Annotated in this window: 20 protein-coding genes; 8 read left to right on the top strand and 12 right to left on the bottom strand. The window is 33.7% G+C overall.

Annotation, left to right across the window (positions count from 1 at the left end; genetic code table 11):
• Nucleotides 1-172 precede the first annotated feature (172 nt).
• Nucleotides 173-3070 carry a pitrilysin gene (ptrA, locus tag ACKJXD_RS00755; protein ID WP_430875250.1) on the top strand — a complete coding sequence of 966 codons (2898 nt, stop codon included), beginning with the start codon at nt 173-175 and terminating at the stop codon, nt 3068-3070.
• A 181-nt stretch (nt 3071-3251) separates the two neighbouring features.
• Here ptrA and ACKJXD_RS00750 read toward each other — a convergent pair whose 3' ends face one another.
• Together ACKJXD_RS00750 and lexA are read right to left on the bottom strand one after the other, a co-directional pair.
• A complete protein-coding gene (locus ACKJXD_RS00750) occupies nt 3252-3620 on the bottom strand; it encodes a hypothetical protein (RefSeq protein ID WP_220215319.1) in 369 nt (122 codons plus the stop codon).
• A 47-nt stretch (nt 3621-3667) separates the two neighbouring features.
• Nucleotides 3668-4291, bottom strand: coding sequence for a transcriptional repressor LexA (gene lexA, locus ACKJXD_RS00745; RefSeq protein WP_220215318.1), 624 nt, complete (start codon nt 4289-4291; stop codon nt 3668-3670).
• Between the two features lie 389 nt (nt 4292-4680).
• Here lexA and coaE point away from each other — a divergent pair, with 389 nt between their 5' ends.
• Genes coaE through tsaD form a run of 4 tightly spaced genes read left to right on the top strand, consistent with a single transcriptional unit; the run spans nt 4681 to nt 7301 of the window.
• Nucleotides 4681-5280: a dephospho-CoA kinase gene (gene coaE / locus ACKJXD_RS00740; RefSeq protein ID WP_220215317.1), complete on the top strand. Its 600-nt coding sequence runs from the start codon at nt 4681-4683 to the stop codon at nt 5278-5280.
• 11 nt (nt 5281-5291) lie between these two features.
• The gene (gene zapD / locus ACKJXD_RS00735; protein WP_430875249.1) at nt 5292-6029 is read left to right on the top strand and encodes a cell division protein ZapD; all 738 of its coding nucleotides are present in this window, start codon (nt 5292-5294) and stop codon (nt 6027-6029) included.
• 31 nt (nt 6030-6060) lie between these two features.
• Nucleotides 6061-6282 carry a DNA gyrase inhibitor YacG gene (yacG, locus tag ACKJXD_RS00730; RefSeq protein ID WP_430875248.1) on the top strand — a complete coding sequence of 74 codons (222 nt, stop codon included), beginning with the start codon at nt 6061-6063 and terminating at the stop codon, nt 6280-6282.
• Nucleotides 6279-7301, top strand: coding sequence for a tRNA (adenosine(37)-N6)-threonylcarbamoyltransferase complex transferase subunit TsaD (gene tsaD / locus ACKJXD_RS00725; RefSeq protein ID WP_220215314.1), 1023 nt, complete (start codon nt 6279-6281; stop codon nt 7299-7301). Before yacG ends, tsaD begins: the two co-directional genes overlap by 4 nt.
• A gap of 36 nt (nt 7302-7337) precedes the next feature.
• On the opposite strand, the gene ACKJXD_RS00720 is transcribed toward tsaD, so the two are convergent.
• Nucleotides 7338-7625 carry a DUF4282 domain-containing protein gene (locus tag ACKJXD_RS00720; RefSeq protein ID WP_220215313.1) on the bottom strand — a complete coding sequence of 96 codons (288 nt, stop codon included), beginning with the start codon at nt 7623-7625 and terminating at the stop codon, nt 7338-7340.
• Nucleotides 7626-7773: 148 nt separating this feature from the next.
• Between ACKJXD_RS00720 and ycaO the strand changes: the two genes are divergently transcribed.
• Nucleotides 7774-9537 carry a 30S ribosomal protein S12 methylthiotransferase accessory factor YcaO gene (gene ycaO, locus ACKJXD_RS00715; RefSeq protein ID WP_430875247.1) on the top strand — a complete coding sequence of 588 codons (1764 nt, stop codon included), beginning with the start codon at nt 7774-7776 and terminating at the stop codon, nt 9535-9537.
• 61 nt (nt 9538-9598) lie between these two features.
• Here the strand turns inward: ycaO and ACKJXD_RS00710 are convergent, their stop codons facing one another.
• Complete coding sequence (locus ACKJXD_RS00710; RefSeq protein ID WP_430875246.1) at nt 9599-10429, bottom strand: shikimate 5-dehydrogenase; 831 nt, start codon at nt 10427-10429, stop codon at nt 9599-9601.
• A gap of 73 nt (nt 10430-10502) precedes the next feature.
• On the opposite strand from ACKJXD_RS00710, the gene ACKJXD_RS00705 reads away from it, so the two are divergent.
• Both ACKJXD_RS00705 and ACKJXD_RS00700 read left to right on the top strand, forming a co-directional pair.
• Nucleotides 10503-10832, top strand: coding sequence for a nitrous oxide-stimulated promoter family protein (locus ACKJXD_RS00705; RefSeq protein WP_220215310.1), 330 nt, complete (start codon nt 10503-10505; stop codon nt 10830-10832).
• Nucleotides 10833-11549: 717 nt separating this feature from the next.
• Entirely contained in the window at nt 11550-12131 is a 582-nt protein-coding gene (locus ACKJXD_RS00700) for a hypothetical protein (protein WP_430875245.1), read from the top strand.
• Between the two features lie 262 nt (nt 12132-12393).
• Here the strand turns inward: ACKJXD_RS00700 and ACKJXD_RS00695 are convergent, their stop codons facing one another.
• The 8 genes from ACKJXD_RS00695 to ACKJXD_RS00660 all read right to left on the bottom strand — a co-directional run bounded on the left by ACKJXD_RS00695 (nt 12394) and on the right by ACKJXD_RS00660 (nt 23364).
• Complete coding sequence (locus ACKJXD_RS00695) at nt 12394-12933, bottom strand: methylated-DNA--[protein]-cysteine S-methyltransferase (protein WP_430875244.1); 540 nt, start codon at nt 12931-12933, stop codon at nt 12394-12396.
• Nucleotides 12934-13073: 140 nt separating this feature from the next.
• A complete protein-coding gene (locus ACKJXD_RS00690) occupies nt 13074-13838 on the bottom strand; it encodes a histidine phosphatase family protein (protein WP_430875243.1) in 765 nt (254 codons plus the stop codon).
• A gap of 26 nt (nt 13839-13864) precedes the next feature.
• The gene (locus tag ACKJXD_RS00685; RefSeq protein WP_430875242.1) at nt 13865-15205 is read right to left on the bottom strand and encodes an OprD family outer membrane porin; all 1341 of its coding nucleotides are present in this window, start codon (nt 15203-15205) and stop codon (nt 13865-13867) included.
• Nucleotides 15206-15319: 114 nt separating this feature from the next.
• Complete coding sequence (locus tag ACKJXD_RS00680) at nt 15320-16714, bottom strand: glycoside hydrolase family 1 protein (RefSeq protein WP_430875241.1); 1395 nt, start codon at nt 16712-16714, stop codon at nt 15320-15322.
• Nucleotides 16715-16717: 3 nt separating this feature from the next.
• The gene (locus ACKJXD_RS00675) at nt 16718-18613 is read right to left on the bottom strand and encodes a beta-glucoside-specific PTS transporter subunit IIABC (RefSeq protein WP_430875240.1); all 1896 of its coding nucleotides are present in this window, start codon (nt 18611-18613) and stop codon (nt 16718-16720) included.
• Between the two features lie 186 nt (nt 18614-18799).
• Nucleotides 18800-19639, bottom strand: a complete 840-nt coding sequence (licT, locus tag ACKJXD_RS00670) for a BglG family transcription antiterminator LicT (RefSeq protein WP_294825999.1) — start codon at nt 19637-19639, stop codon at nt 18800-18802.
• A 179-nt stretch (nt 19640-19818) separates the two neighbouring features.
• The gene (htpG, locus tag ACKJXD_RS00665) at nt 19819-21693 is read right to left on the bottom strand and encodes a molecular chaperone HtpG (protein ID WP_220215302.1); all 1875 of its coding nucleotides are present in this window, start codon (nt 21691-21693) and stop codon (nt 19819-19821) included.
• 297 nt (nt 21694-21990) lie between these two features.
• A complete protein-coding gene (locus tag ACKJXD_RS00660; RefSeq protein ID WP_220215301.1) occupies nt 21991-23364 on the bottom strand; it encodes a sodium-dependent transporter in 1374 nt (457 codons plus the stop codon).
• Nucleotides 23365-23449 lie beyond the last annotated feature (85 nt).

Below are 23449 nucleotides of genomic sequence, written 5' to 3'. Positions count from 1 at the left end.
ACACGGTTTCAATTATCTAAATGGGTTGAAAATTATATAAAATATAGGCAGCAAAAAATAGTTATATTTAGTGATTTTTGTTAACTATAGTTTGGGTTGTTTATTTTTTGTATATTTTTCTTCTTAATTATTAAATTGTGAATATAATGATACTTTTAACTTGGAGAATTATATGAAAAAAATGAAAGTCAAAGTTGTTTTTTTAACTGCATTATCATTAATTATTTCCAATTCATCTTCTGCCATCGAAAATAAACTTGTTCATCCTGTATTATTAGAAAAAGTGCAACAAAGTGAACGCGATAATCGACAATATGAAGTAATTGAGTTGCCAAATAAAATGCGAGTATTACTCGTTTCTGATTCAAAAGCGGTTAAATCTTTAGCTTCAATAGCGCTACCAGTGGGCGCATTACAAGATCCAACAGCGCATCAAGGTCTCGCTCATTACACTGAACACATGGTTTTAATGGGATCAAAGAAATATCCTGAACCAGCTAGCTTTTCTTTATTTTTAAATCGACATGCAGGACAATATAATGCAAGTACGGTGAGGTATCGAACATCATTTTATTTTGAAATTGAAAATAGCGCTTTTGAAACAGCATTAGATTATTTAGCTGATGCGATTGCCGAACCGATATTAGACCCAAAATATGCCGACAAAGAACGCAATGCTGTTAATGCTGAGATGACAATGGGAAGATCTGAAGATGGTTTGCGTTTTGGACAAGTTGATTCAGAAACAATTAATCAAAATCATCCTTCATCACATTTTTTTATTGGAAATTTAGAGACTTTAGCAGATAAACCGAACAGTAAATTACAAGACGCTTTAGTAAAATTTCATGCCGATTATTATTCAGCGAACATTATGGTCGGTGTATTATATAGCAACCAAAGTATTAACAAATTAGCAAAATTAGCTGAAAAAACATTTGGTCTAATTCCTAATAAAAATATTACAGTCCCCCAAATTGATGAAAAAGCAATCACTAAGGAATCTGTTGATAAACAAATTTCAATGATACCAGCTCAGCCCAAAAAGACACTTTATTTGCAGTTTCCAATGGAAAATAATTTAGCTAATTTTGCTAATAAAAGTGATGAATTTATCAGTTATTTAATTACTAACAGTAGTAAAAATACGCTGTCAGATCAGTTAAAAAAGCAAGGTTTGATTGAAGGTATCAGTGCGTCTTTCGACCCAATTCGCTATGGAAATAGTGGTATCTTTAGTATAAATGTCAGTTTAACCGATCAAGGACTTGCCGAAAAAGATAAAGTGATTGGGGCAATCTTTAATTATTTGCAATTAATTCAGAAAGATGGGGTTTCAGATATTTATTATGAGGAATTAAAGAAAGTATTAGCGCTAAAATTTAGATACCAAAATATAGAGCGTGACATGTCGTATGTTGAGTGGCTGTCAGATCAAATGTTAGCTTATCCGGTAGAAAACATTTTGAATTCTGATTATATTGCAACTCATTTTGATAAAGCGGCTGTTTTAGCTAGGTTGAAGAGTTTAACACCTGATAATGTTAGGTTATGGGTTATATCGCCAGATCAAACTACCAACAAAATAGCTTATTCGCTTAACGTACCTTATCAAATAGATAATATCACTCAAGAGCAGAAAATAAATTGGAAAAATTTTGCCAAAACTTATTCATTTTCTTTGCCAACTACAAATCCATATATACCTGATGATTTTACAATTGTTAAACAAGATACTAATCCATTGCAAACGAATGAATTTAATAAGCGGGGTAATCATTTTCATTTTGCAAGTCAATATTTCAACGATGAACCCAAAGCCGCTATTATAGTCTCTCTGCGTAATAATCAAGCTTTTAGTGATGCTAAATCTCAAGTGTCCTTTGAATTACTTGATTATATTGTTAGTCGGGAATTAGATCAGTTAGTATTTCAAGCAAGTGAAGCTGGTATAGAATTATCAAGTAGTAAGGATAATGGTTTGATGATAGTTGCTAGTGGATTTAACCAACATATGCCCGATATAATCACTGCTATACTAGACAAATATCGAAATACTAATGTTGATGAGCTAAGTCTCAATTTAGCTAAATCATGGTATCTACAAGAACTTGATCAAGCTGATCATGCCAAAAGTTACAATTTAGCCTACAAACCTATTTCAGCATTATCGACATATCCACATTATGTTGAGCGTGATGTGAAACGTCAAATTATTAAAGAGATTAACATAGATGATATTTTAACTTACCGGAAGAGTTTATTAACTAATTCAGTTCCTTATATGTTAAGCTTAGGCAATATTTCTGCTGAAAACTCGTTAAATCTTTATCATTCCATAAAAAAAATGCTATCTGATAAAGCAGAATTCACGCCATTTAAAAACATTGAAATCAATGCACCACTCAAAGCTATCATTACGCAACATGCTACAAGTACAGATAATGCATTGATAATGAGTTATATACCCATTAATTATGATCGAGTTACTGGCGGAATGCTAAGTTATACCCTTTCAAAAATTATTTCACCATGGTTTTTCGAGCAATTACGCACCAAAGAACAACTTGGTTATGCCGTATTTGCAGTACCTGTCAATATTGGTCAATCTTTAGGCTTGAGTTTTATTCTTCAAAGTAATCAATATGATCCTGATTATTTATTAAAGCGTTATCAACATTTTTATCCTACAATGCTAAATAATTTAGAGGCTTTATCCAATAAAGATATTGATGAATATAAAAAAGCAATACTTGATGAACTCACTATGCCTCCTCAAACATTGAATGAGGAACTGGAGTATTACGTAAGCGATTTCCTTTTTTCACGTTTTACATTTGATTCAAGAAGTAAAAAAATAGAAAAAATCAAAAAAATCAATAAGAAAGATTTGATTGATTTTTATAAACATTCGATAACTGAACAAACTGGCTTGGTGCTTGCTTCACAAGTATTGGGTAAATCATCGGATAATACTAAGCAGCCTAAGGCCATCAATAATAATGATTATACTTCATTTGAAAATGCTTCTGCTTTGCAAAAGTTATTATTAGAGGAATTAAATAAATAGATAGCATATTAGTCAATAAGTAAATTGATAGATGTTCAATGAATATTAAAATCATTGACTCTATAATTAACAGTGAGGCTCTTTAATTTATAACATTCGAAGAGTCTAAAAAAATAGATAGAAATAAAACAATAAAAAAAGGTAATTTTTAAAATTACCTTTTTTATTTGAGTTTAAAAGATTAATAAGGAATATATCCATCAGCTCCATGATTGTCATGAGTATCGCTTGAACCGGGTATAGCCCGGGATCGTTCGATTGGCACATAACTCCCACTAGGTGTTTCTACTTGGCACTCACTCAGAAAGATTGAATATTTTGTATTAGCATGCATACTTTCACCACGAAAATAACAATGAGCAGCGCTAAATAAATGATTTCGGCACAATATTGCGATTGCAAGCCAAACCACAAGTATAGATATTGCCACCCACTTTAAATTTTGCCAAATAAATGACCAAAATCGTTGTTTACGCAATCGACAATATAGAAAAATAGCCAGTAGAACAGCTAAAAAACCTAAAAATTCAAACAACCAAAATAGCCACATGCTATTTCTCCTGCTTTAGCTATGATTTGTGAGTATTTTATACTAACTTACATCCATGATCCATTACGAATAATCCCTACAGCAATTCCTTCGATGGCAAAGTTTTGTTGTTCAAGATTGACTTCAATTGGTGAAAATTCAGTATTTTCGGCAATTAAATGAATGTATTTACCTTTACGAGATAATCGTTTAACGGTTACTTCATCATCAATGCGTGCAACAACAACTTGCCCATTTTTAACATCTTGTGTTTTATGTACTGCTAGTAAGTCACCATCTAATATGCCTATATCTTTCATTGACATTCCATGAACACGTAATAAAAAATCCGCAGTGGGTTTAAATAAATGGGGATCAACTTGATAAAAACTTTCAATATGTTCTTGAGCGAGAATCGGTGAGCCGGCAGCGACTTGACCAATGAGTGGTAATCCTTCTGTCTCATTAGTTTCACTGTTTTCAAGCAAGAGTCTAATCCCTCTGGATGAGCCAGCAATCATTTCTATAGCGCCTTTTTTGGCTAATGCTTTCAAATGCTCTTCAGCTGCGTTAGCTGAACGAAAACCTAAGCTTTTAGCAATTTCTGCTCGTGTAGGTGGCATTCCTGTGGTCTGTATGTTTTGTTTGATTAAATCATATATTTGCTGCTGGCGTTCTGTTAAAGGTCTCATGGTTTTTCCCTGTGTATATATACAGATATATGTGATTATATACAGCTATAATAATAATGCCAATAGTTTATTGAATTTATTTTAAATCTGTGCGGATTAGAGATTATGAAGTTTAATTTTAAAATTGAAAACTTTTACTAATAATTAAATTGTTTATCAAATCTATTTTTAATATTATTTAACAATAAAAACTTTAACTAATTATAGTTTTTAAAATTTAACATATATTTATTAATAGGTATATTGTATAGATGTTATTTATAGTTATATTTAATTACTTAATTAAATTATAAGTTTTGTTTATTTTGTTTAGATGAATTAGAGCATATAATGACAATTATTTATATGATATACTTTAGTAAGATTTTTGTTTGATTGGAATATGTCCCATGCCAAATGTTGTAGCGCTTAGTGGTGGAGTGGCTAGTGGTAAAAGTACCATTGCAAGTTTATTTGCAAATTTGGGTGTGCCAATCATTGATGCTGATATTATTGCTCGGCAAATAGTAAAAGTTGGAACAGAACCCTTTATTCAAATTGTTAAACATTTTAGCCAAGAGATTTTACTCCCAAATGGAGAACTGGATCGAAGTCAATTAAGAGAAATTATTTTTAACAATGAACATGAGCGTCTTTGGCTTAATAATTTATTACATCCCCTTATACATCAAGAAACACAACGTCAAATTGCCAGACAAAAAGCTGAGTACATCATTTGGGTTGTGCCATTGTTAGTTGAGAATAACTTACATAATTTTGCAGATCGGGTTTTAATGATTGATATCCCAGAATCATTACAATTAGAGCGACTTGTTAAAAGAGATCATATTTCAGAATCGCTAGCTAAAAAAATGATACTTTCCCAAGCAAGTTCAGCCAAACGATTGGCTTATGCTGATGATACGATTGATAATGATGGTGATTTAAGCTCATTAAAACAACAAGTTGGAAAATTACACCAACAATATTTAAATAAATTTAGAAAATAGAATGGATTAACATGAATGATATTATTTTTGAACATCCTTTAAATGAAAAAATGCGTACTTGGTTACGGCTTGAATTTTTGTTGAATCAAATTAATAAACATTGTCATTTTCAAGAAGATGATGCGCTACTTTTTTTTCATGCGTTATCAGAACTTTTAGAAATCATTGAACGTAGTGATATAAGAAGTGATCTAATTAAGGAAATTGAATCTCAAAAGCAAAAACTAACTGTTTGGTTGAATGTTGATGGAGTAGATAAAGAATTGATCAATGGATTATTAATAAAATTTGATTCTTACCTTACCCAATTTAATGCTACAATTCGTTTAGGACAAGCTTTAAAAGACGATCGTTTCATTACATCAATACGACAACGTTTGATGATTCCAGGAGGTTGTTGCAGTTTTGACCTTCCATTTTTTTATCTTTGGCTAAAATTGCCAGTTGAGTCACGAGCACAGCAAGTACAAAAGTGGTTAAAACATTTATCATTACTTGATGAGTCTTTATCATTATGTATGCAACTAATTAGACAATTAGGTGAATTTAAGAAATTTATTTATACCAATAACTTTTTTCAAGAAACTAATGGTGAAATTAATTTGATACGTATTCGTGTTTCTTTAGATAAAAAAGTTTATCCGCAAGTTTCTGGGCATATGTCGCGCTACAGCGTGCGTTTTTTACCTCTTGAAACTTGTGAAAATAGTACAACAGATACAATTGAATTTGAATTAGCATGTTGCTAATAAACTTAGAGAGAAAATCATACACAATTAAATGAATAATCAAACAAAAACCTTAGTGGAATGCCCAACTTGTCGAAAACAAGTTGAGTGGTCAGATAAAAGTCCTTATCGCCCATTTTGTAGCAAGCGTTGTCAGCTCATTGATTTGGGTGAATGGGCAGCAGAAGAGCATCGCATTGCTGATAAAGAGATAAGCGAACAAGATCTTTGGAGTGGAGATGACAAATTAAATTTTTCGGGTAAAAACTCATGAAGATCCTTGGTATTGAAACATCTTGCGATGAAACAGGTGTAGCAATTTATGATGATCATCATGGATTACTGGCTAATCAACTTTATTCACAAATCAAATTACATGCTGATTATGGTGGTGTCGTACCAGAACTTGCATCACGAGATCACATTCGTAAAACAGTACCACTGATTCAAGCGGCCTTAAAAGAAGCTAATTTAACTTCGCGCGATATTGATGGCGTGGCTTATACGGCGGGGCCTGGATTAATCGGCGCGTTAATGGTAGGCGCATCAATAGGGCGTTCACTTGCCTATGCATGGAATGTACCTGCTATTGCTGTGAATCATATGGAAGGACATTTACTTGCTCCTATGCTTGAAGACAATCCGCCTGAGTTTCCTTTTGTGGCTTTATTAGTATCCGGAGGGCACACTCAACTTTTTAGTGTGACTGGAGTAGGGGAATATCAGTTACTTGGTGAATCCATTGATGACGCCGCAGGCGAGGCATTTGATAAAACAGCTAAACTGTTAGGAATTGATTATCCTGGTGGAGCAAAACTTTCAAAATTAGCTGAGCAAGGCATATCTTCTCGATTCCATTTTCCTCGACCGATGACAGATAGACCCGGTTTTGATTTTAGTTTTTCTGGTCTTAAAACAGCCACAGCTAATGCCATTCATCAGCACAGTAAAGAGAGTATTATAGATGAACAAACTAAAGCCGATATTGCACGTGCTTTTGAAGATGCCTTAGTTGATACCTTAGTCATCAAATCAAGACGAGCACTCGACCACACAGGCTTCAAACGTTTAGTGATTGCTGGCGGTGTAAGTGCAAATAAAACTTTGCGGAGTAAATTAACACAGTTAATGCAACAAAGAAAAGGAAAAGTGTATTATCCTAGACTAGCGTTTTGTACTGATAATGGTGCAATGATTGCTTATGCGGGTATGATTCATTTAAAACAGAAACTAAACAGCGAATTGGCAATTGAAGTCAATCCTAGATGGGCTTTAAATATATCCAACAGTTAATGTTGGATATATTCTAACTTTTTACGGCTAAAAATCTTAGATATTTGAATCAGTTGATTTACGATTACCATCTGATTGCAATTGAACTAATTTTTCTAAATTTCTATTGATACTAAAAGAGACACAGATTAATTCGAAGCAAATGCGGGTAAGAACAGCTCCGCTAATTATACCGAACAATCCATAAAGAATACTACCCTGAAAAATATTGAATAAACCACCCAGGGTGACGCACGCTAACATTAACCAGTACAGAAAGGTTAATACACTTGGCATAATTAAGCGGTTAAAAAACAGTAAATCAATTGGTTTAAAATCTTTCATTTCTTTCCTCAATACTGATTTATATATATGATATTTAAGGTTTGAATATATTTAATGTTAACTACTTGATGATTATCTGAAATAATCATTGTATATTAGATAACATATTTTAGAATAAATCAATGCAAATAAAGTTTAAAATAAATTTATGAAAACATATATAACAGGCAAAGATGCCGCCCTTGAAGATTCAATCCACTATTTTCATCAACAATTAGCTAAATATCAATTAGATGTTAAAGAGGCTTCATGGCTTAATCCAGTAGCTAATGTCTGGTCAGTCCATATACAAAATATGCAGTGTCCTTTATGCTTTGCTAATGGTAAAGGAGCGAGCAAAAAAGCAGCATTAGCATCGGCTTTAGGCGAATATTTTGAACGGTTATCAACCAATTATTTCTTTTCTGATTTTTATTTAGGGAAACAAGCAGCAACGGCTAGTTTTGTTCACTACCCAACGGAAAAATGGTTTTTAGTGCCTGACGATAATACCTTGCCAGAAGGAATATTATCTGAAAAACTTTTACAATTTTATGATCCAAATAATGAATTAAGTGCAACCGATCTTATTGATTTACAATCAAGTAATCGTGAACGAGGGATTTGCGCTTTACCATTTATCTCTCAATCCGATCAAAAGATTGTTTATGTACCAATTAACTTAATTGCTAATTTATATGCTTCAAATGGTATGTCAGCCGGTAACACACGTAATGAAGCCAGAGTACAAGCTTTATCTGAAATTTTTGAACGTTACGTTAAAAATAAAATTATTGCTGAAGCAATGAGTTTACCGACGATTCCAGAAGAAGTGATTCATCGCTATCCAAGCGTGTTAGCATCAATAGAATCACTCGAAAATGAAGGATTTCCACTATATTGCTTTGATGCGTCTCTCGGCGGAAAATATCCTGTGATTTGTGTCGTCTTGTTTAATCCTAAAAATGGTACCTGTTATGCCTCCTTTGGTGCTCATCCTAATTTTGGTGTTGCACTTGAAAGAACAGTGACGGAACTATTACAAGGTAGAAGTTTAAAAGATCTTGATGTTTTCTCACCACCAAGTTTTGATAATGATGAAATTGCGGATTTAAGTAACTTAGAAACTCATTTTATTGATTCAAGTGGTTTAATATCATGGGATTTGTTTAAAGAAAAAGCCGATTATGAATTTGTGGATTGGGATTTTTCGGGGACAACGGAACAAGAATTTAATAATCTTATGGCTATTTTTCATGAACAAAATACGGAAGTATTAATTATGGACTATGAGCACTTAGGTGTATATGCTTGTCGTATATTGGCTGTCGGAATGTCAGAAATATATCCGCCTGAAGATCTTTTAATTGCGAATAACAACATGGCGATTCATCTTCGTGATCTTATTATGTCACTACCGGTAAAAAAATATTCTGCTGAACAATATCTTGCCATTATTGAACAATTAGATGAAGAAGGGTTAGATGATTTTGCTCGAATTCGTGAACTACTTGGAATTGCTACGGGCAAAGATAATGCTTGGTTTACGTTACGAGTTGGTGAACTAAAAGCAATGCTTGCACTAGCCGCTCAGGATTTAGAACAAGCTAAATTGTGGATTGACTGGACTATCGAAATGAATGAATCCATTTTGTCACCAGAAAGAAATCATAATTATCGTTGCTTACAAACTTTGGTTAATTTTATTCTTCAACGCGATGTGAATAAGTTTAATGATTATCAAATAGCATTTAACAAAATGTATGGTCAAACTAGTGTTGAGAAAATGTGGCAATATGCAATTGGTGAGAAAACGTTTTATGGTCTAAATGATTTTTCAACTACAACTCAATCATCTAATGAGAATCTTGATCAGTTTACCATGCATCAAAAATTACTTTCAGTGTATCAAAAATTACATCAAACCATGTGATAGATTTTATTCCAGTAATATTAATGATTCCACCGAATAACATCGGTGGAAGATATAACACTTATTCTTGTCTGGCAAATTCGGATGCTTGTTTAACCAATTCTTCACTTGGTTTGACCCCAGTATAGAGAATAAATTGCTCAAGTGCTTGTAGTACAGCGACGTCTGCTCCAGAAATGATTGGTTTATTTAATTTTTTTGCATACCTAATCATAGGTGTATCTACTGGCATTGCAACTACATCAAAAACGATATCGGCATTTCGAATCATGCTTTCAGAAAAAGCTAAATTGTTTTCTTCAATACTTCCTCGCATACCAATTGGTGTAACATTAATAATCAGTTTAGCTTGTTCGGGTAATAGCTCGGTTTCATTTTTTACCCAATGATAATTATAACGTTTTGCCAAAGCCTCTCCTTTTGCTTGATTACGTGCGGCAATCGTGCCGTTTTTAAAACCTGCATCGTAAAAAGCGCCAACCACTGCATTAGCCATACCACCACTTCCTTTTAATACAAATGGTGTTGTTTTATCAATATTATGTAGCGTAATAAGTTTTTCTACAGCTATGTAATCAGTGTTATAGGCTTTCAAATGATAATTTGTATTAACGATAGTATTAACTGATTGGATTGATTTTACCGATTCATCAAGTTCATCAATAAATGCTATACAATCTTCTTTATAGGGCATAGAGATTGCACAACCACGAATTGCCAACGCTTTAATACCAAAAATGGCATCTTTTAAATTATTGGTAGTAAAAGCTTTATACAGGTAATTAAGATTAAGTTTCTCATATAAATAGTTATGAAATCGAGTGCCGAAATTGCTAGGTCTTGCCGATAGCGACATGCAAACAATGGTATCCTTATTGATAATTCTTGCCATTTTTATTGTTCCTTGGGATTATAATCAACTATTTTTTAATTTTAACATTTTCTCGTTATATAAGTATTAAATTATGGTAGTAAAAAATACGGGCCCCAACATTCAGCAAGAAAAAGTTACCGTCAGCACAATGATATATCTATATTGTAATAAGCAACACCATACACCACATAGCCATTTATGTGATGAATGTGAAGATTTATTGAAATATGCAATGCAACGATTAACGTTATGTCGATTTGGCGAAGAGAAGTCAACCTGTGAACGTTGCCCAAAACATTGTTATCGCAAAGATTATAAACAAAAAATACAACAAGTTATGCGATTTTCTGGACCAAGAATGATAATTCATCATCCTATTATGGCATTTAGACATCTTTATAAAAATTTGAAAAAAAGATAATTTTTTTTATTATTTTACTGGGGCATTTAACTTAAAAAATTCCTAGTGATTGAAAATCTAATTATAAAAACGAATAATGTAAAAATCAGTTGGATACAATATTCGAAACTGATGGACTTATAGCTGATTATTTTTATGAAAAAATAATGGTGATAAAAATGTTTATTATTCATACCGATAATATGTATAATATACAATTGTTTGTGTGAGTAATCTTATATATCTAGTACAAAAAGATTTATAAAATCATTCTATACTTTATTTAATTTAGTGAGGTTAGCCATTTAAATTGAAAAGTATCTTTTTAAGATATCGTATTTAACTAGTTTAATAATGGGACTGTCACCAATATTATCAGAGAGATAAAATAATATTGGTTACTTGTCGGTATAATTTAAAAAATAACAATAAAAACGTTAATTTAACAAAGTTAATTGAAATTAATTATAAAAAAGAAAATTTATCATGGAATTAGGAAATAAGAAGTTTATAACTACGCATAGTTGTCATTCATTTTTACATAAAGAAGATAATATTCAAATTTATTCATTGAATATTGATTTAATGAATTTCCAAATCCTAATAAATTCTTCGTTATTAATTATTTTGATTTGTATCGTTTTGAGATAGTTAAATATCAGAAAGATAGCAATCGTGAAAACAACATTTTAATTACTATAAAAATAATTACTACCGTTTGGAAAAGGAAATTTATCAATGAAAAAAATATTAGTCATTTTTTTATTATTATTTACAAACTTGTCATTTGCAATTCAAGCACAAAAATTCTTAGCTATTGAGGATGATGATACAATTACTTTTGAGTTTGGAAGGGTTGAACCCAAAAACTCAACGCCTCAAAAGTTACAGAATATTGAAACAATTTATTATGGAAACAATACTCAGTTAACATGGGATAGTAACATTGATGATTTTGTTATTGACGAATATTTCGTTAACAATAAATATGATGATGACAAGTTAGAAGTTGTCCTTAATAGTATTCAAAATAAAGAGTGGGTTTATTTACCGACCAAGTTGAAAAATAACGAGTTAACTAAGGGCGATATTGCTTTCTTATATATTTTGAATCTTAAGCATATTGGAGCAAGTAGTTGCTTAAAAATGCATTTTGATGTTCTTTCTGAGTCAAAAAGATATGCTGATGGTTTATTGGATTATTTAGAAAACAATCGTATCGATGTTCAAAATAAAATGAGAGTTTGTTTGAATAATAATGGATATTTAAAGAGTAAAATGTATGCAATGCTTAATCCTTTACCCTCATTTACCGATTGAATTCTATAATAAAAAGCATTCTGTTTGAAAAACTAAACCAAGATGATTTAAATCAATTTTATTTAAGAAGATAATTACTTTAAATAATCCATATTCATTGTTTATAGGCTCAAATAGGTAAATGAATTACTAAATGTAATGGCTATCGAGTAAATCATTATAAAAATTTGGTTTATTTAGAATTCAAGGTTATTTAAGGCGTTTTCTATTCACTTTAGGTATTGAATTTTTTATATTCTTCACAGCAAAATTAGTGGGATATTTAAAGTGCAGTACCTTTAGTGGGAATAGTGAACCTTTGAGTATCGATTCCTTCTAATTGCAGAAGCTTTATTTTTTTATCAATGCCACCTGCATAACCGGTTAAACTGCCGTTACTGCCAATGACTCGATGACAAGGAATAATAATGGATAGTGGATTACGACCAACTGCACCGCCGACAGCTTGGCTAGACATGCTGGTAAGCTGATTAGTTTTCGCAATTTGTTTAGCTATATCGCCATAAGTGATGATTTCACCATAAGGAATTTTACAAAGAATATCCCAAACTTGATGACGAAAAGGTGTACCTATAGGGGCTAAATCAAGTTCATTGATTGCTGGATTTTTTCCTGAAAAATAGTGATCAAACCATTTTTTTGTGCGGTTAAAAATGGGTAAGTTTGGTTTGTTTTCAAGCGGTTCGTTTACGGTATCACCAAAATATTTTTGTCCTTCAATCCATACAGCAACAAGTTGATCGTTTCGACTTGCCAGTGTAATTAATCCTAATGGTGATGAGTAATCAGATGAATAAAACATATAAACCTTAAAAAATTTGCACTCAAAAATGGTATAAAATTATGCTTGTTTTTTAGGTTAATTTCTACCATTTTTCCGTTATCCACCCAATTTTATTCAGTTATTTGGCTTACCTAAGCAAGCCAAATAAGTTTGAAATGTTACTTTGTAACTTGTTTTCCTTTTTCGACATAACTCATATCGCCAAAACTTTCGACAACAAATTTACCATCTTCGGTATAGCGAATTTTCGTTACACTGGCATTGCCTAATGGGGTAGTGATAGGGGCGTCTAGCAGCTCTTCTACCATAGACATAATCGCAATACCATGTGAAACGACTAATACATTACCACCACCTTGTGCTTTTGCTGATTCAGCGATGGTTTTTAATGCGATTTCCATTCGCTTTTTAACTTGCTGATAATTTTCCGCGTGTCCCGATTTTTCAACAGCTTTAACTGCATCTAACATTTTTTTCAAAGTGATATTCCCTTTAGCAAGATCAGCCATTAATTCTTTGTCAGATGAATAACCTAAATGTTGTGCAGCAGGATTCCACATATTCGGGTCAAGATCGCCTTCAAAATCGCCAAAGCAGGCTTCTCTCAGAGCTTCCATTTCATTAATAGCAATGGTATCGCCTTTACTTTCTAAGATGATACGTGCTGTTTGTCGGGCACGACCTAAATCGCTGGAATAAGCTTTTATAAATTCGACATCTTTTAAGCCTCGTCCTAATTGTTCAGCAACCTTTATACCCGATTCAATCAATGGGGTGTCTGACCATCCTTGAGCACGATGGACATTGTTAAACATGGTCTTACCATGACGGGTTAAATAGATTGTGACTTCACTGGCAAAAGCTTGTGAAATAGTTACAACCATAACAAAAAATAGGCTAATAAATTGAATTGTTTTTTTCATGTTTCATCCTTTATTAAACAAAATATCTAAAATAAATTAAATCGATAATCGATGACGGTTTCAGCTGATAACGTTGGGGAACGTTGTGCTTTTCCGTGTTTTAGATTTGGTGTGGCATCAGAAGCACTCATTGTTTTGTAAGACCACCCATAACCTACTTTTGATAAGATAGAGAGGTTTTTAAACATACCAGTGCTAGGTTTCCAAATATTGAAAATATTGATTTCACCATTTTTTAGTCTTTCATGCTTATAATTAAATTCAGCATAGTTCATATATAAACCAGTTGTGTTATCTTTAATAAAATCATAATTTAATACGGTTGTGAACACAAGTTCCCCATCGCGCATGTAATCTGCTGCTGCGGCGGCAAGTCCATTAAAACGACCACGGTTATTCTTACCGATATGGCGTCCATAATACCCTATGGCATTGTGTTTGTTTGCATCAGTATAAGCTAGACCAGCTTTAATGCTCCAATCTTTTTCTTTCCATTCAATGTCTGCTGCATAATGCCATGCATGTGAATCAAACTCTTTTTTATTTTGTTTCATGGCATCATAATTTTTCATTGCGTAGCTGCCATAAAATTGTGAACCGATTGTTAATTTGTTAATCGGTTTGTATGCCAGTTCAATTGCATGTCTTTTTAAATAATCTTTGGCAACACCGTAAGAATAATCGATTTTAGTATCAGTATCTTTATAGGCAATTTCAACTGTAGAAATGTGATCAATGACTTTTTTGCGATCGTTCGTTAAAAAGTGAACTTTTTGGGCGGATTCACGGGGTAGGGCACTGTCTAAACGACCAAATGAAAAAGCAAAGTCATCATATTTTAATATGCCACTAAATCCGAGATAGCTGTTTCGTGTTAAATGTTGTGAAGAGCTAATAATGCCTAAATCTTTTACACTATGCCAGCCCACTTTACCGTTAAAATTTATCCTTTCATCACCCAGTTTTATTTTTATATAACGCTGAGTAAATTTATTAAAACCATGCGCATTGTGTTTACTATAACCTTTACCATGGTTGTACAGTAGATTACGGGTTGCAAAATAATCACTTGCACCAAGCTTTATCGCATTATCATAAGTGACGTCAAATCCAAGTGTATCAAACAGATAGCCTGATTTATAATTTAACGTGAAAACTTGCCCCCAAGCACTATGCACTTCTTTTGGTTGAGCGGCATTTTCTTTCAGATATTTCCAATGATTGCGAGTTGAGAAATCAAGTTTACTATCTTTAATAAAAGTATTATCAAAAAGGCTTTGTTGTAGATGATTATCGGATATTTGGTTTGCAAGAACGGAATAAGACATGATGTTGAATAATGCGAAGGTTAAATATCTTATTTTCATTTTTATATCCTTTTTTTATTTATTAAAACCTAAATAGTCAGTTATGCTTGATGAGCTATTTAGGTTTTGCCTGCTATGCGCAGTTACTTTCCAATTTTAGGTTTGTCACAAAAGTTAAGATTTTAAAACTTCGCCTTTTGATGCAATCACAGATTGATACCAGTAAAAACTTTTCTTTTTATAGCGTTTTAGTGTTCCCGAGCCATCTTGGTTTAAATCGACATAAATAAATCCATAACGTTTAGTTACTTCGGCTTTTGAAGCACTAATCAAATCGATTGGCCCCCAACTGGTATACCCCATCACTTCGACACCATCATCGATAGCTTCACGAATTTTCACTAAATGATCGTTCATATAGGTAATACGATAATCATCATTTATCGTGCCATCTGCTTCTAATTTATCTTTTGCACCTAAGCCATTTTCAACAATAAATAATGGTTTTTGGTAACGTTCATAAAGCATATTTAACAGGTAACGGATGCCTGTTGGATCGATTTGCCAACCCCATTCCGATGCTTTTAGATAAGGATTTGGTACCATATCTAAAATATTCCCTTTTGTTTTTTGTGATTCATCAGAAGTTGCGCAACAACTCATATAATAACTGAACGATACAAAATCGACCGTTTCTTTAAGATCTTGTCGATCTTGTTCGGTGATCGTTAAATTAATATTGTTTTCTCTGAAAAAACGTTTCATATAAGTCGGGTAATAACCTCGAACTTGAACATCACCAAAAAATAGCCAACCATGGTTTTCTTGAAGTGTAGCCCAAACATCTTCAGGCTTAGGTGTTAAAGGATAAGCAACAGCACCTAATAGCATGTTACCTATTTTGGCATCGGGAATAATTTGATGACATAGTTTGACCGCTTGACTGCTGGCGATTAACTGATGATGAATGGCTTGATAGATCTGTTCTTTACTACTGTGTCTATCCAATCCGACACCGGTAAAAGGTTCGTGTAATGACATATTGATTTCATTGAACGTTAACCAATATTTTACTTTATTTTTATAGCGTTCAAATACGGTTTTGGCATAACGAGTAAAAAATTCGATGACTTTACGATTTCCCCATCCACCATATTGCGTGACAAGGTAGTAGGGCATTTCGTAATGCGATAAGGTGATAAGTGGGGTAATGTTGTGTTTTAACATTTCGTCAAACAGTTTGTCATAAAACGCCAGTCCTTTTTCATTTGGTTGTTCTTCATCACCATTTGGAAATATTCGAGTCCAAGCAATTGACGTTCTTAAACATGAAAATCCCATTTCAGCAAATAAAGCGATATCTTCAGGATAGCGATGATAAAAATCAATGGCACGATCTTTAATGCCGGTAATTGTGTTTTTATTACGATCGATGATGTCACCAAATAAACCGTTGGGTGTACAATCTGATGTAGATAAACCTTTGCCATCTTCACGATAGGCACCTTCAACTTGGTTGGCGGCAATTGCTCCGCCCCAAAGAAAATCTTTCGGAAATTGTGTTAACATGTGTTACTCCTTATTTGCTGATAACGTTAATAAAACGTCATCCTTTTCAATAGTTTCTGATTGATGAATAGTCTGGATCTTCTGATAGTCATCGCTATTAGTAATGATGATCGGCGTGGAAACTTCAAATCCTGCTTGTTTGATTGCCTCGATATCAAAACTGACGAGTAAATCGCCTTTTTTGACTTTGTTACCGGCTTGAACATGTGCTTGAAAATATTGACCGTCTAATTTAACCGTGTCGATCCCGATATGAATTAATATTTCCACGCCAGAATCAGTCTGAAATCCGATAGCGTGTTTGGTTCTGAACAGTGATACGACTTCACCGTCATCAGGAGCGTAAGCTTTCCCTTCTGTTGGAATAATAGCAATGCCTTTACCCATTAGTTCACTGGCAAAAGTAGGATCATTAACTTGATTTAGTGGAATGATAGTTCCTGTTAACGGGCTGTAAACTGTGACAGGTTGCGTATTAACAGTATCTGAAAGGTTAAGATTGTTTGTCGATGAAGTTTCATCTTGATCTGTTTGCTTTGTTTTTGGCATTCCAAATAGATAGGTTGCAATTAGTGCCAAGATGAATGAAAGGATACAACCAACGACGACAGCATAAAATTTTTCATCTATGCCTGTAGGTGGAATTAATTGTAAAAAGGAGAAAATATTAATAAAACTAAACGAATAAATGACACTGTGATAATAACCAACAATTCCACCACCTACAGTTGCAGCAAGACAACCAATAACAAATGGTCTTTTTAACGGTAAATTGACACCGTAAATTGCGGGTTCAGTTACCCCAAAAATACCCGATAGTACCGAAGAACTTGCTAAAGCTTTAAATTCAGGATCTTTGGCTCGTAATCTTACCGCTAATACGGCACCAACTTGCGCGAACACAGCAGGAAACAGAATCGGTAACATAAAATCATTTTGATATACCGATAAGTTATTTAAGGCAAATGGAACAAGTCCCCAATGAATACCAAATATTACCATGACTTGCCAAAGTGCGGCTAAAACCATGGATGCTATAACTGGACTGAGTTCATACATAAAGATGATACAACTAGCAATCCCATTACTGATATACGTTACCGCAGGGCCAATAACCGCAAAAGTTAATGGAACGGTGATAAGAATTCCGAGTAGAGGGGCGATAAATTTTTTAAATGAATCATGCATGATTTTATTGAAAGTACGTTCAAGTAAAGAATAGAACCAAGCTGCCAAAATAATCGGGAAAACCGATGATGCATAAGGAATTAATTGTATTGGTATTGAAAACATTTCTGTTTCTAATGAAAACTGACCGCTAGGTATCATATTGGCAATATTAGGATGAACTAAGGCGCCACCTATTGCCATTCCAACATAGGGGTTGCCACCAAATTTTTTTACCGCAGAAAAACCTAAAATAATAGGTAAATAGTAGAGTGGGGCATCCGCTATGGCATACAAGAATTCATAGGTGGGTGTTTCTGGGTGAATAACATCCAAAACCTGCAATAAAGAGATTAATCCTTTTAAAATCCCACCAGCAACTATAACGACTAGAACAGGAATAAATATTCCCGAAACGAGATCAATTAATTTCGACAAAAAGCCTGATTTTTTATTTTGTTGTGTTTGGGCTGAAGGTTTCTCATTGAGATTAGTGAGTTGCATTATACTGTTAAATACATCTGCCACATTGTTACCAATGACAACTTGAAATTGTCCACCACTTTGTACAACAGTTATTACCCCTTTTTGTTTTTTGAGGATATCTGCATTGGCTTTATTATCATCTTTTAATGCAAATCTTAGACGAGTTGCACAGTGTACCAGACTGATAATATTGTCTTGACCACCAACATATTCAATAATTGATTCGGCAAGTTGTTTGTTTTTCATACCTTATCCTTTTTTAAATGCAAAAAAAAACCTAACCACCTCAAGTCGAGGTGATTAGGTTTTGCTTACACAACATATAATGCTGTGCAATAACAATCCAAAATTTATTCGCTTAGGCTAGCATAAATAAAAGATAGTGAATATGATTTCTCATTTTGAGATGTTCAAATTGTGAACTGTATCACATTATTTTTTGAGTTCAGTGCGTAATCTTTCAATATGAATGGTTAAATACAGGCTTTCATCATCGGTAAGTGGATGTTGATATTGTTGAATTAAATGGAGATCGATTTGTTTGGTACAAAGATAAGCTTGTTCATACTTTTTACGAATTAATTCATATAATGAGGTATCTTGTTGAACTGGTTGGCTTTGACTCAGTATACGTTGTGAAAAAAATTTTAAGTGTGTCACAAAGCGTTGATAAGACAGACAGTCTTCATCATACTCAAAATTAAAATGGTATTTGACGATATTAAGAATTTCACGCATGATTTTGGTCATTTTAACGATATTGGGCATCGTATCATTAAGTTGAGCATTAATAATATGAAAGGTAATAAAACCCGCTTCGTCTTCTGGTAACTCAATGGATAAACGTTTTTTGATGACCGATAAAGCAAATAAACCTACTTGAAACTCTTTAGGATAGAGCTTTTTTGTTTCCCATAAAAAACTATTCGGAATATCAAATCCTTGTTTATGGCGCTCTATAGCAAAATGGATATGATCTGTGAGTGAAATATATATACTATCTTGCAGTTTTCCATTCAGGACTTGTTTGGCGTGATTGATGATGATTTCTGAAGTAGTGAATATTTCAATGGGTATTTCAGATAGTAATTCAGCAAATCTTGGTAGCGTTTCTTGGTTGTTGAGGGAAAATTGTTTTTCAATCAGTTTAGGATCAATCAAGTCTCCTTCACGTTTTTTAAATCCAATGCCACGACCAGTGACAATGAGTTCATTGCCTTTGGAATCAAGTGTAACGACTACATTGTTATTAAGAATTTTATAAACTTTCATCTGTCACCGTCTGATTGAAAACTTTAGGTATTATGAATAGACAGTAGAAAATGAAAAGAAGAAATATAAGAAAATGTGATAGGCATCATATTTTTAGTAAATTTCGATTACCTAACTTAAATAAAAGTTAACAAAAAACCCGATATTACTATCTAATATCGGGTTTTATTATTTATTGATTATTCTGCAAGCAGTTTATTCATGGTTTGAATAAATTTACTTGGATCACTTAATGATCCTTTCTCTGCCAGTAGCGCTTGATCTAATAATAATTCAATCCAGTCGCTAAATGCTGTTTCGTCTTGTGTATCAGCAATACGTTTTACTAACTTATGATCAGGGTTGATCTCAAACGTATATTTGATTTCAGGCGCTTTTTGACCGGCAGCAGCAAAAAGTTTTGCCATTTGCGTGGTCATTTCATCCGCTGCAGTGGTTACTATTGCAGGTGTATTGGTTAAACGATGCGTTAATTTAACTTCTTTTACTTTATCGCCTAACACTGCTTTGACACGTTCAATAAATGGTTCAAGTTCTTTTTCTGCTTGTTTTTGTTCTTCGCTATCTTGATCGGCAAGTTTTTCAATCGATTCGTCAGATTTACTGATTGATTGGAACTGTTTTCCTTCAAATTCAGTTAAATTACTCATCATCCACTCATCAACACGATCAGATAATAGTAAGACTTCAATACCTTTTTTGCTGAATAATTCCAAATGTGGGCTATTTTTAGCCGCACCATAACTATCAGCGGTAATGTAGTAGATCTTATCCTGACCTTCTTGCATACGACTAATATAATCGTCTAAGGAGATGGTTTGCGCATTGCTATCAGAATGCGTAGAAGCAAAACGGAGCAATTTCGCGATAGCTTCACGGTTAGCATAGTCCTCACCCGTTCCTTCTTTTAACACTAAGCCAAATTCGCTCCAGAACTGTTGATATTGTTCTTTATCATCTTTAGCCAGCTTTTCTAACATTTGTAATACACGTTTTGTACATGCATTGCGTAAACTTTGGGTGATTTTGTTATCTTGCAATATTTCACGTGATACATTCAATGGAAGATCATTAGAGTCAATTAAACCTTTTACAAAGCGTAAATAGTTTGGCATAAATTGCTCTGCATCATCCATAATAAAGACACGTTGTACATAAAGTTTTAGACCGTGTTTGTTATCACGATTCCACATATCCCAAGGCGCTTTTGAAGGAATATAAAGTAAACTGGTGTATTCTTGTTTACCTTCTACTCGGTTATGACTCCAACTAAGTGGATCGGCAAAATCATGAGAAATATGTTTATAAAACTCTTTGTACTCTTCGTCGGTAATTTCAGATTTACTCCGAGTCCAAAGGGCTTGAGCCTTGTTTACTTTTTCCCATTTTACGTCTTTGCTTTCTTCGTCGATGGTTTGTACTTCAACAGGGAGTGAAATATGATCAGAATATTTACTGATAATTGAGCGTAAACGCCAATCATCTAAAAACTCTTTTTCATCTTCTTTCAGATGTAAAATAATTTCAGTACCGCGAGTCTCTTTATTATCATCAGAAATCGTATATTCACCTTCGCCAGCCGATTCCCACATAACCGCTTCATCAGCGTTAGCAGTTGCAGCACGAGTTTTGACGGTGACTTTATCTGCTACAATAAATGCAGAGTAAAAACCAACACCAAATTGACCAATTAGTTGGCTGTCTTTAGCTTGATCGCTACCGATTGATTCCAAAAATGCTTTGGTGCCAGATTTGGCAATCGTACCTAAATTTTCGATAACTTCATCACGTGTCATACCGATACCATTATCGGCAATGGTTAAAGTTCCTGCTTCTTTATTCACAGAAATACGTACGCCAAGCTCAGCATCACCAGCATAAAGGCTAGGATTTTCAAGTGCTTTAAAACGTAATTTATCAGCCGCATCGGATGCGTTCGAAATTAACTCTCGTAAAAATATTTCTTTATTGGAATATAAAGAATGTATCATTAAATGAAGAATTTGTTTAACTTCGGATTGAAATCCACGAGTTTCTGTACCTTGCTTACTCATTGACTAGTTCCTCTAATATATTTAACTGATTCAATTAACAATTTATACCGATAACCTTAATTAATAAAGCTATCCATGCTTTCAACGTCTGCAAGAGCAGATTTGATCGCAAAAGGGTATAACTGTTAAATGAATAACACTGTCATAATAGTTTGATTTATTGTTGTATTGTTATATGGGAATGAAAATGAGGTTTTCAATAGAGATTAAGTAATTTTGGTAATTGTTTGCTGTTTTTTTGTTAGCTTGGTGGGAAGAAAGCCTTGAAAATATCAAGGCTTTGCAGATGATAATTAACTATTTCCCTTCTGGAAAAAATCCAAAAACAAGAATAGCAACAATTGCCACTGGAATAATAAAACGGGTTAAGATTGTCCAAATGTTAAACCAGAAAGCGTTTAGATTAAGTTCTTCACGAATTCGTTTTTGATTCATCATCCATGCAGCAAAAATAATGGTACCTAAACCGGTTACTGGCAACATGATTTTACTGGTTAAGTAATCAAGTAAATCAAAAATATTTTTACCAAATAATGTGACATCTGCCCATTTATTAAATGAAAGAATACAAGCAATACCTAAAGCCCAAATAATAATACTGGTGACAATGGTTGCCGTTTTGCGTCCCATATGGGTTTTTTCTTCGAGTAACTCTACAGTCGGTTCTAATAATGAGATTGACGAGGTTAATGCAGCAAACGTTAAGAATATAAAGAATAATATGCCTAAAATTGAACCGCCAGCCATATTGCCGAATGCAATTGGTAGTGTCACAAAGATGAGACCAGGGCCAGAACCCGGTTGTAAATCATTAGCAAAAACAAGCGGGAATATTGCTAATCCTGATAAAACCGCCACAATCACATCCAAAATGACCACTGTTCGGGCTGTTGAGAGTAGATTGACATCTTTCCCTAAATACGAGCCATATGCCATCATAATTCCCATACCTAAAGATAGACTGAAAAATGCGTGACCTAAAGCAGCTAATATCGCCGTGCCATTTAAGGCAGACCAGTTAGGTGTAAATAAGAAATCGCAAGCCTTCCAGAAAGAAGAACCGCTGGCATATGCGGCATACCCAACCAGCACTAAGAGTAATATACCTAAACCAGGCATCATAATCTTACAGCCACGTTCCAAGCCAGCTCCAACGCCGAGAGCGACAATAAAGGCCGTTGCAAACATAAATACTGTATGCCAGATTAATAAACTATTTACATCGCCCAGAAAATTAGTAAAGAGATTTTCGGTTATTCCACCATTCGCACCTTCAAATGTGCCTTGCGCTGCTAGAACGATGTAATCTGTTGCCCAGCCACCAATCACACTATAAAAGGAGAGAATTAAGAATGAACCAAGTACCCCAATTATTCCTACCCAGCCCCATAATTTTGAACGACCTTCAGAAACGGCCACATCTTGCATGGTATGAATAGGATTTTTTTGCCCTCGGCGCCCGATCAACCATTCTAAAACAAGGATAGGTAGCCCAATGATAAACATAAAAAGTAAATAGGTGAGCACAAATGCTGAACCACCCATTTCACCCGCCATATAGGGAAATTTCCAAATATTACCTAAACCCACAGCAGAGCCAGCTGCTGCTAGCATGAATCCCATGCGTGAGCTCCATTGGGAATGACTTTTCTTCATAGTACCTGTACTCATGAATTTTCCTTTGATTCTTAATAAATAGTTTAATTTGCGTTTAGTAAAATTATGTCTTAATTAAAACTTTAAATCATGCCATGAA

The sequence above is a fragment of the Gilliamella sp. G0441 genome (assembly GCF_050589305.1).
Taxonomy (GTDB): Bacteria; Pseudomonadota; Gammaproteobacteria; order Enterobacterales; family Orbaceae; genus Gilliamella.
Note: the sequence above shows the minus strand (reverse complement) of the source record. Positions and strands in the feature narration are given on the sequence as shown.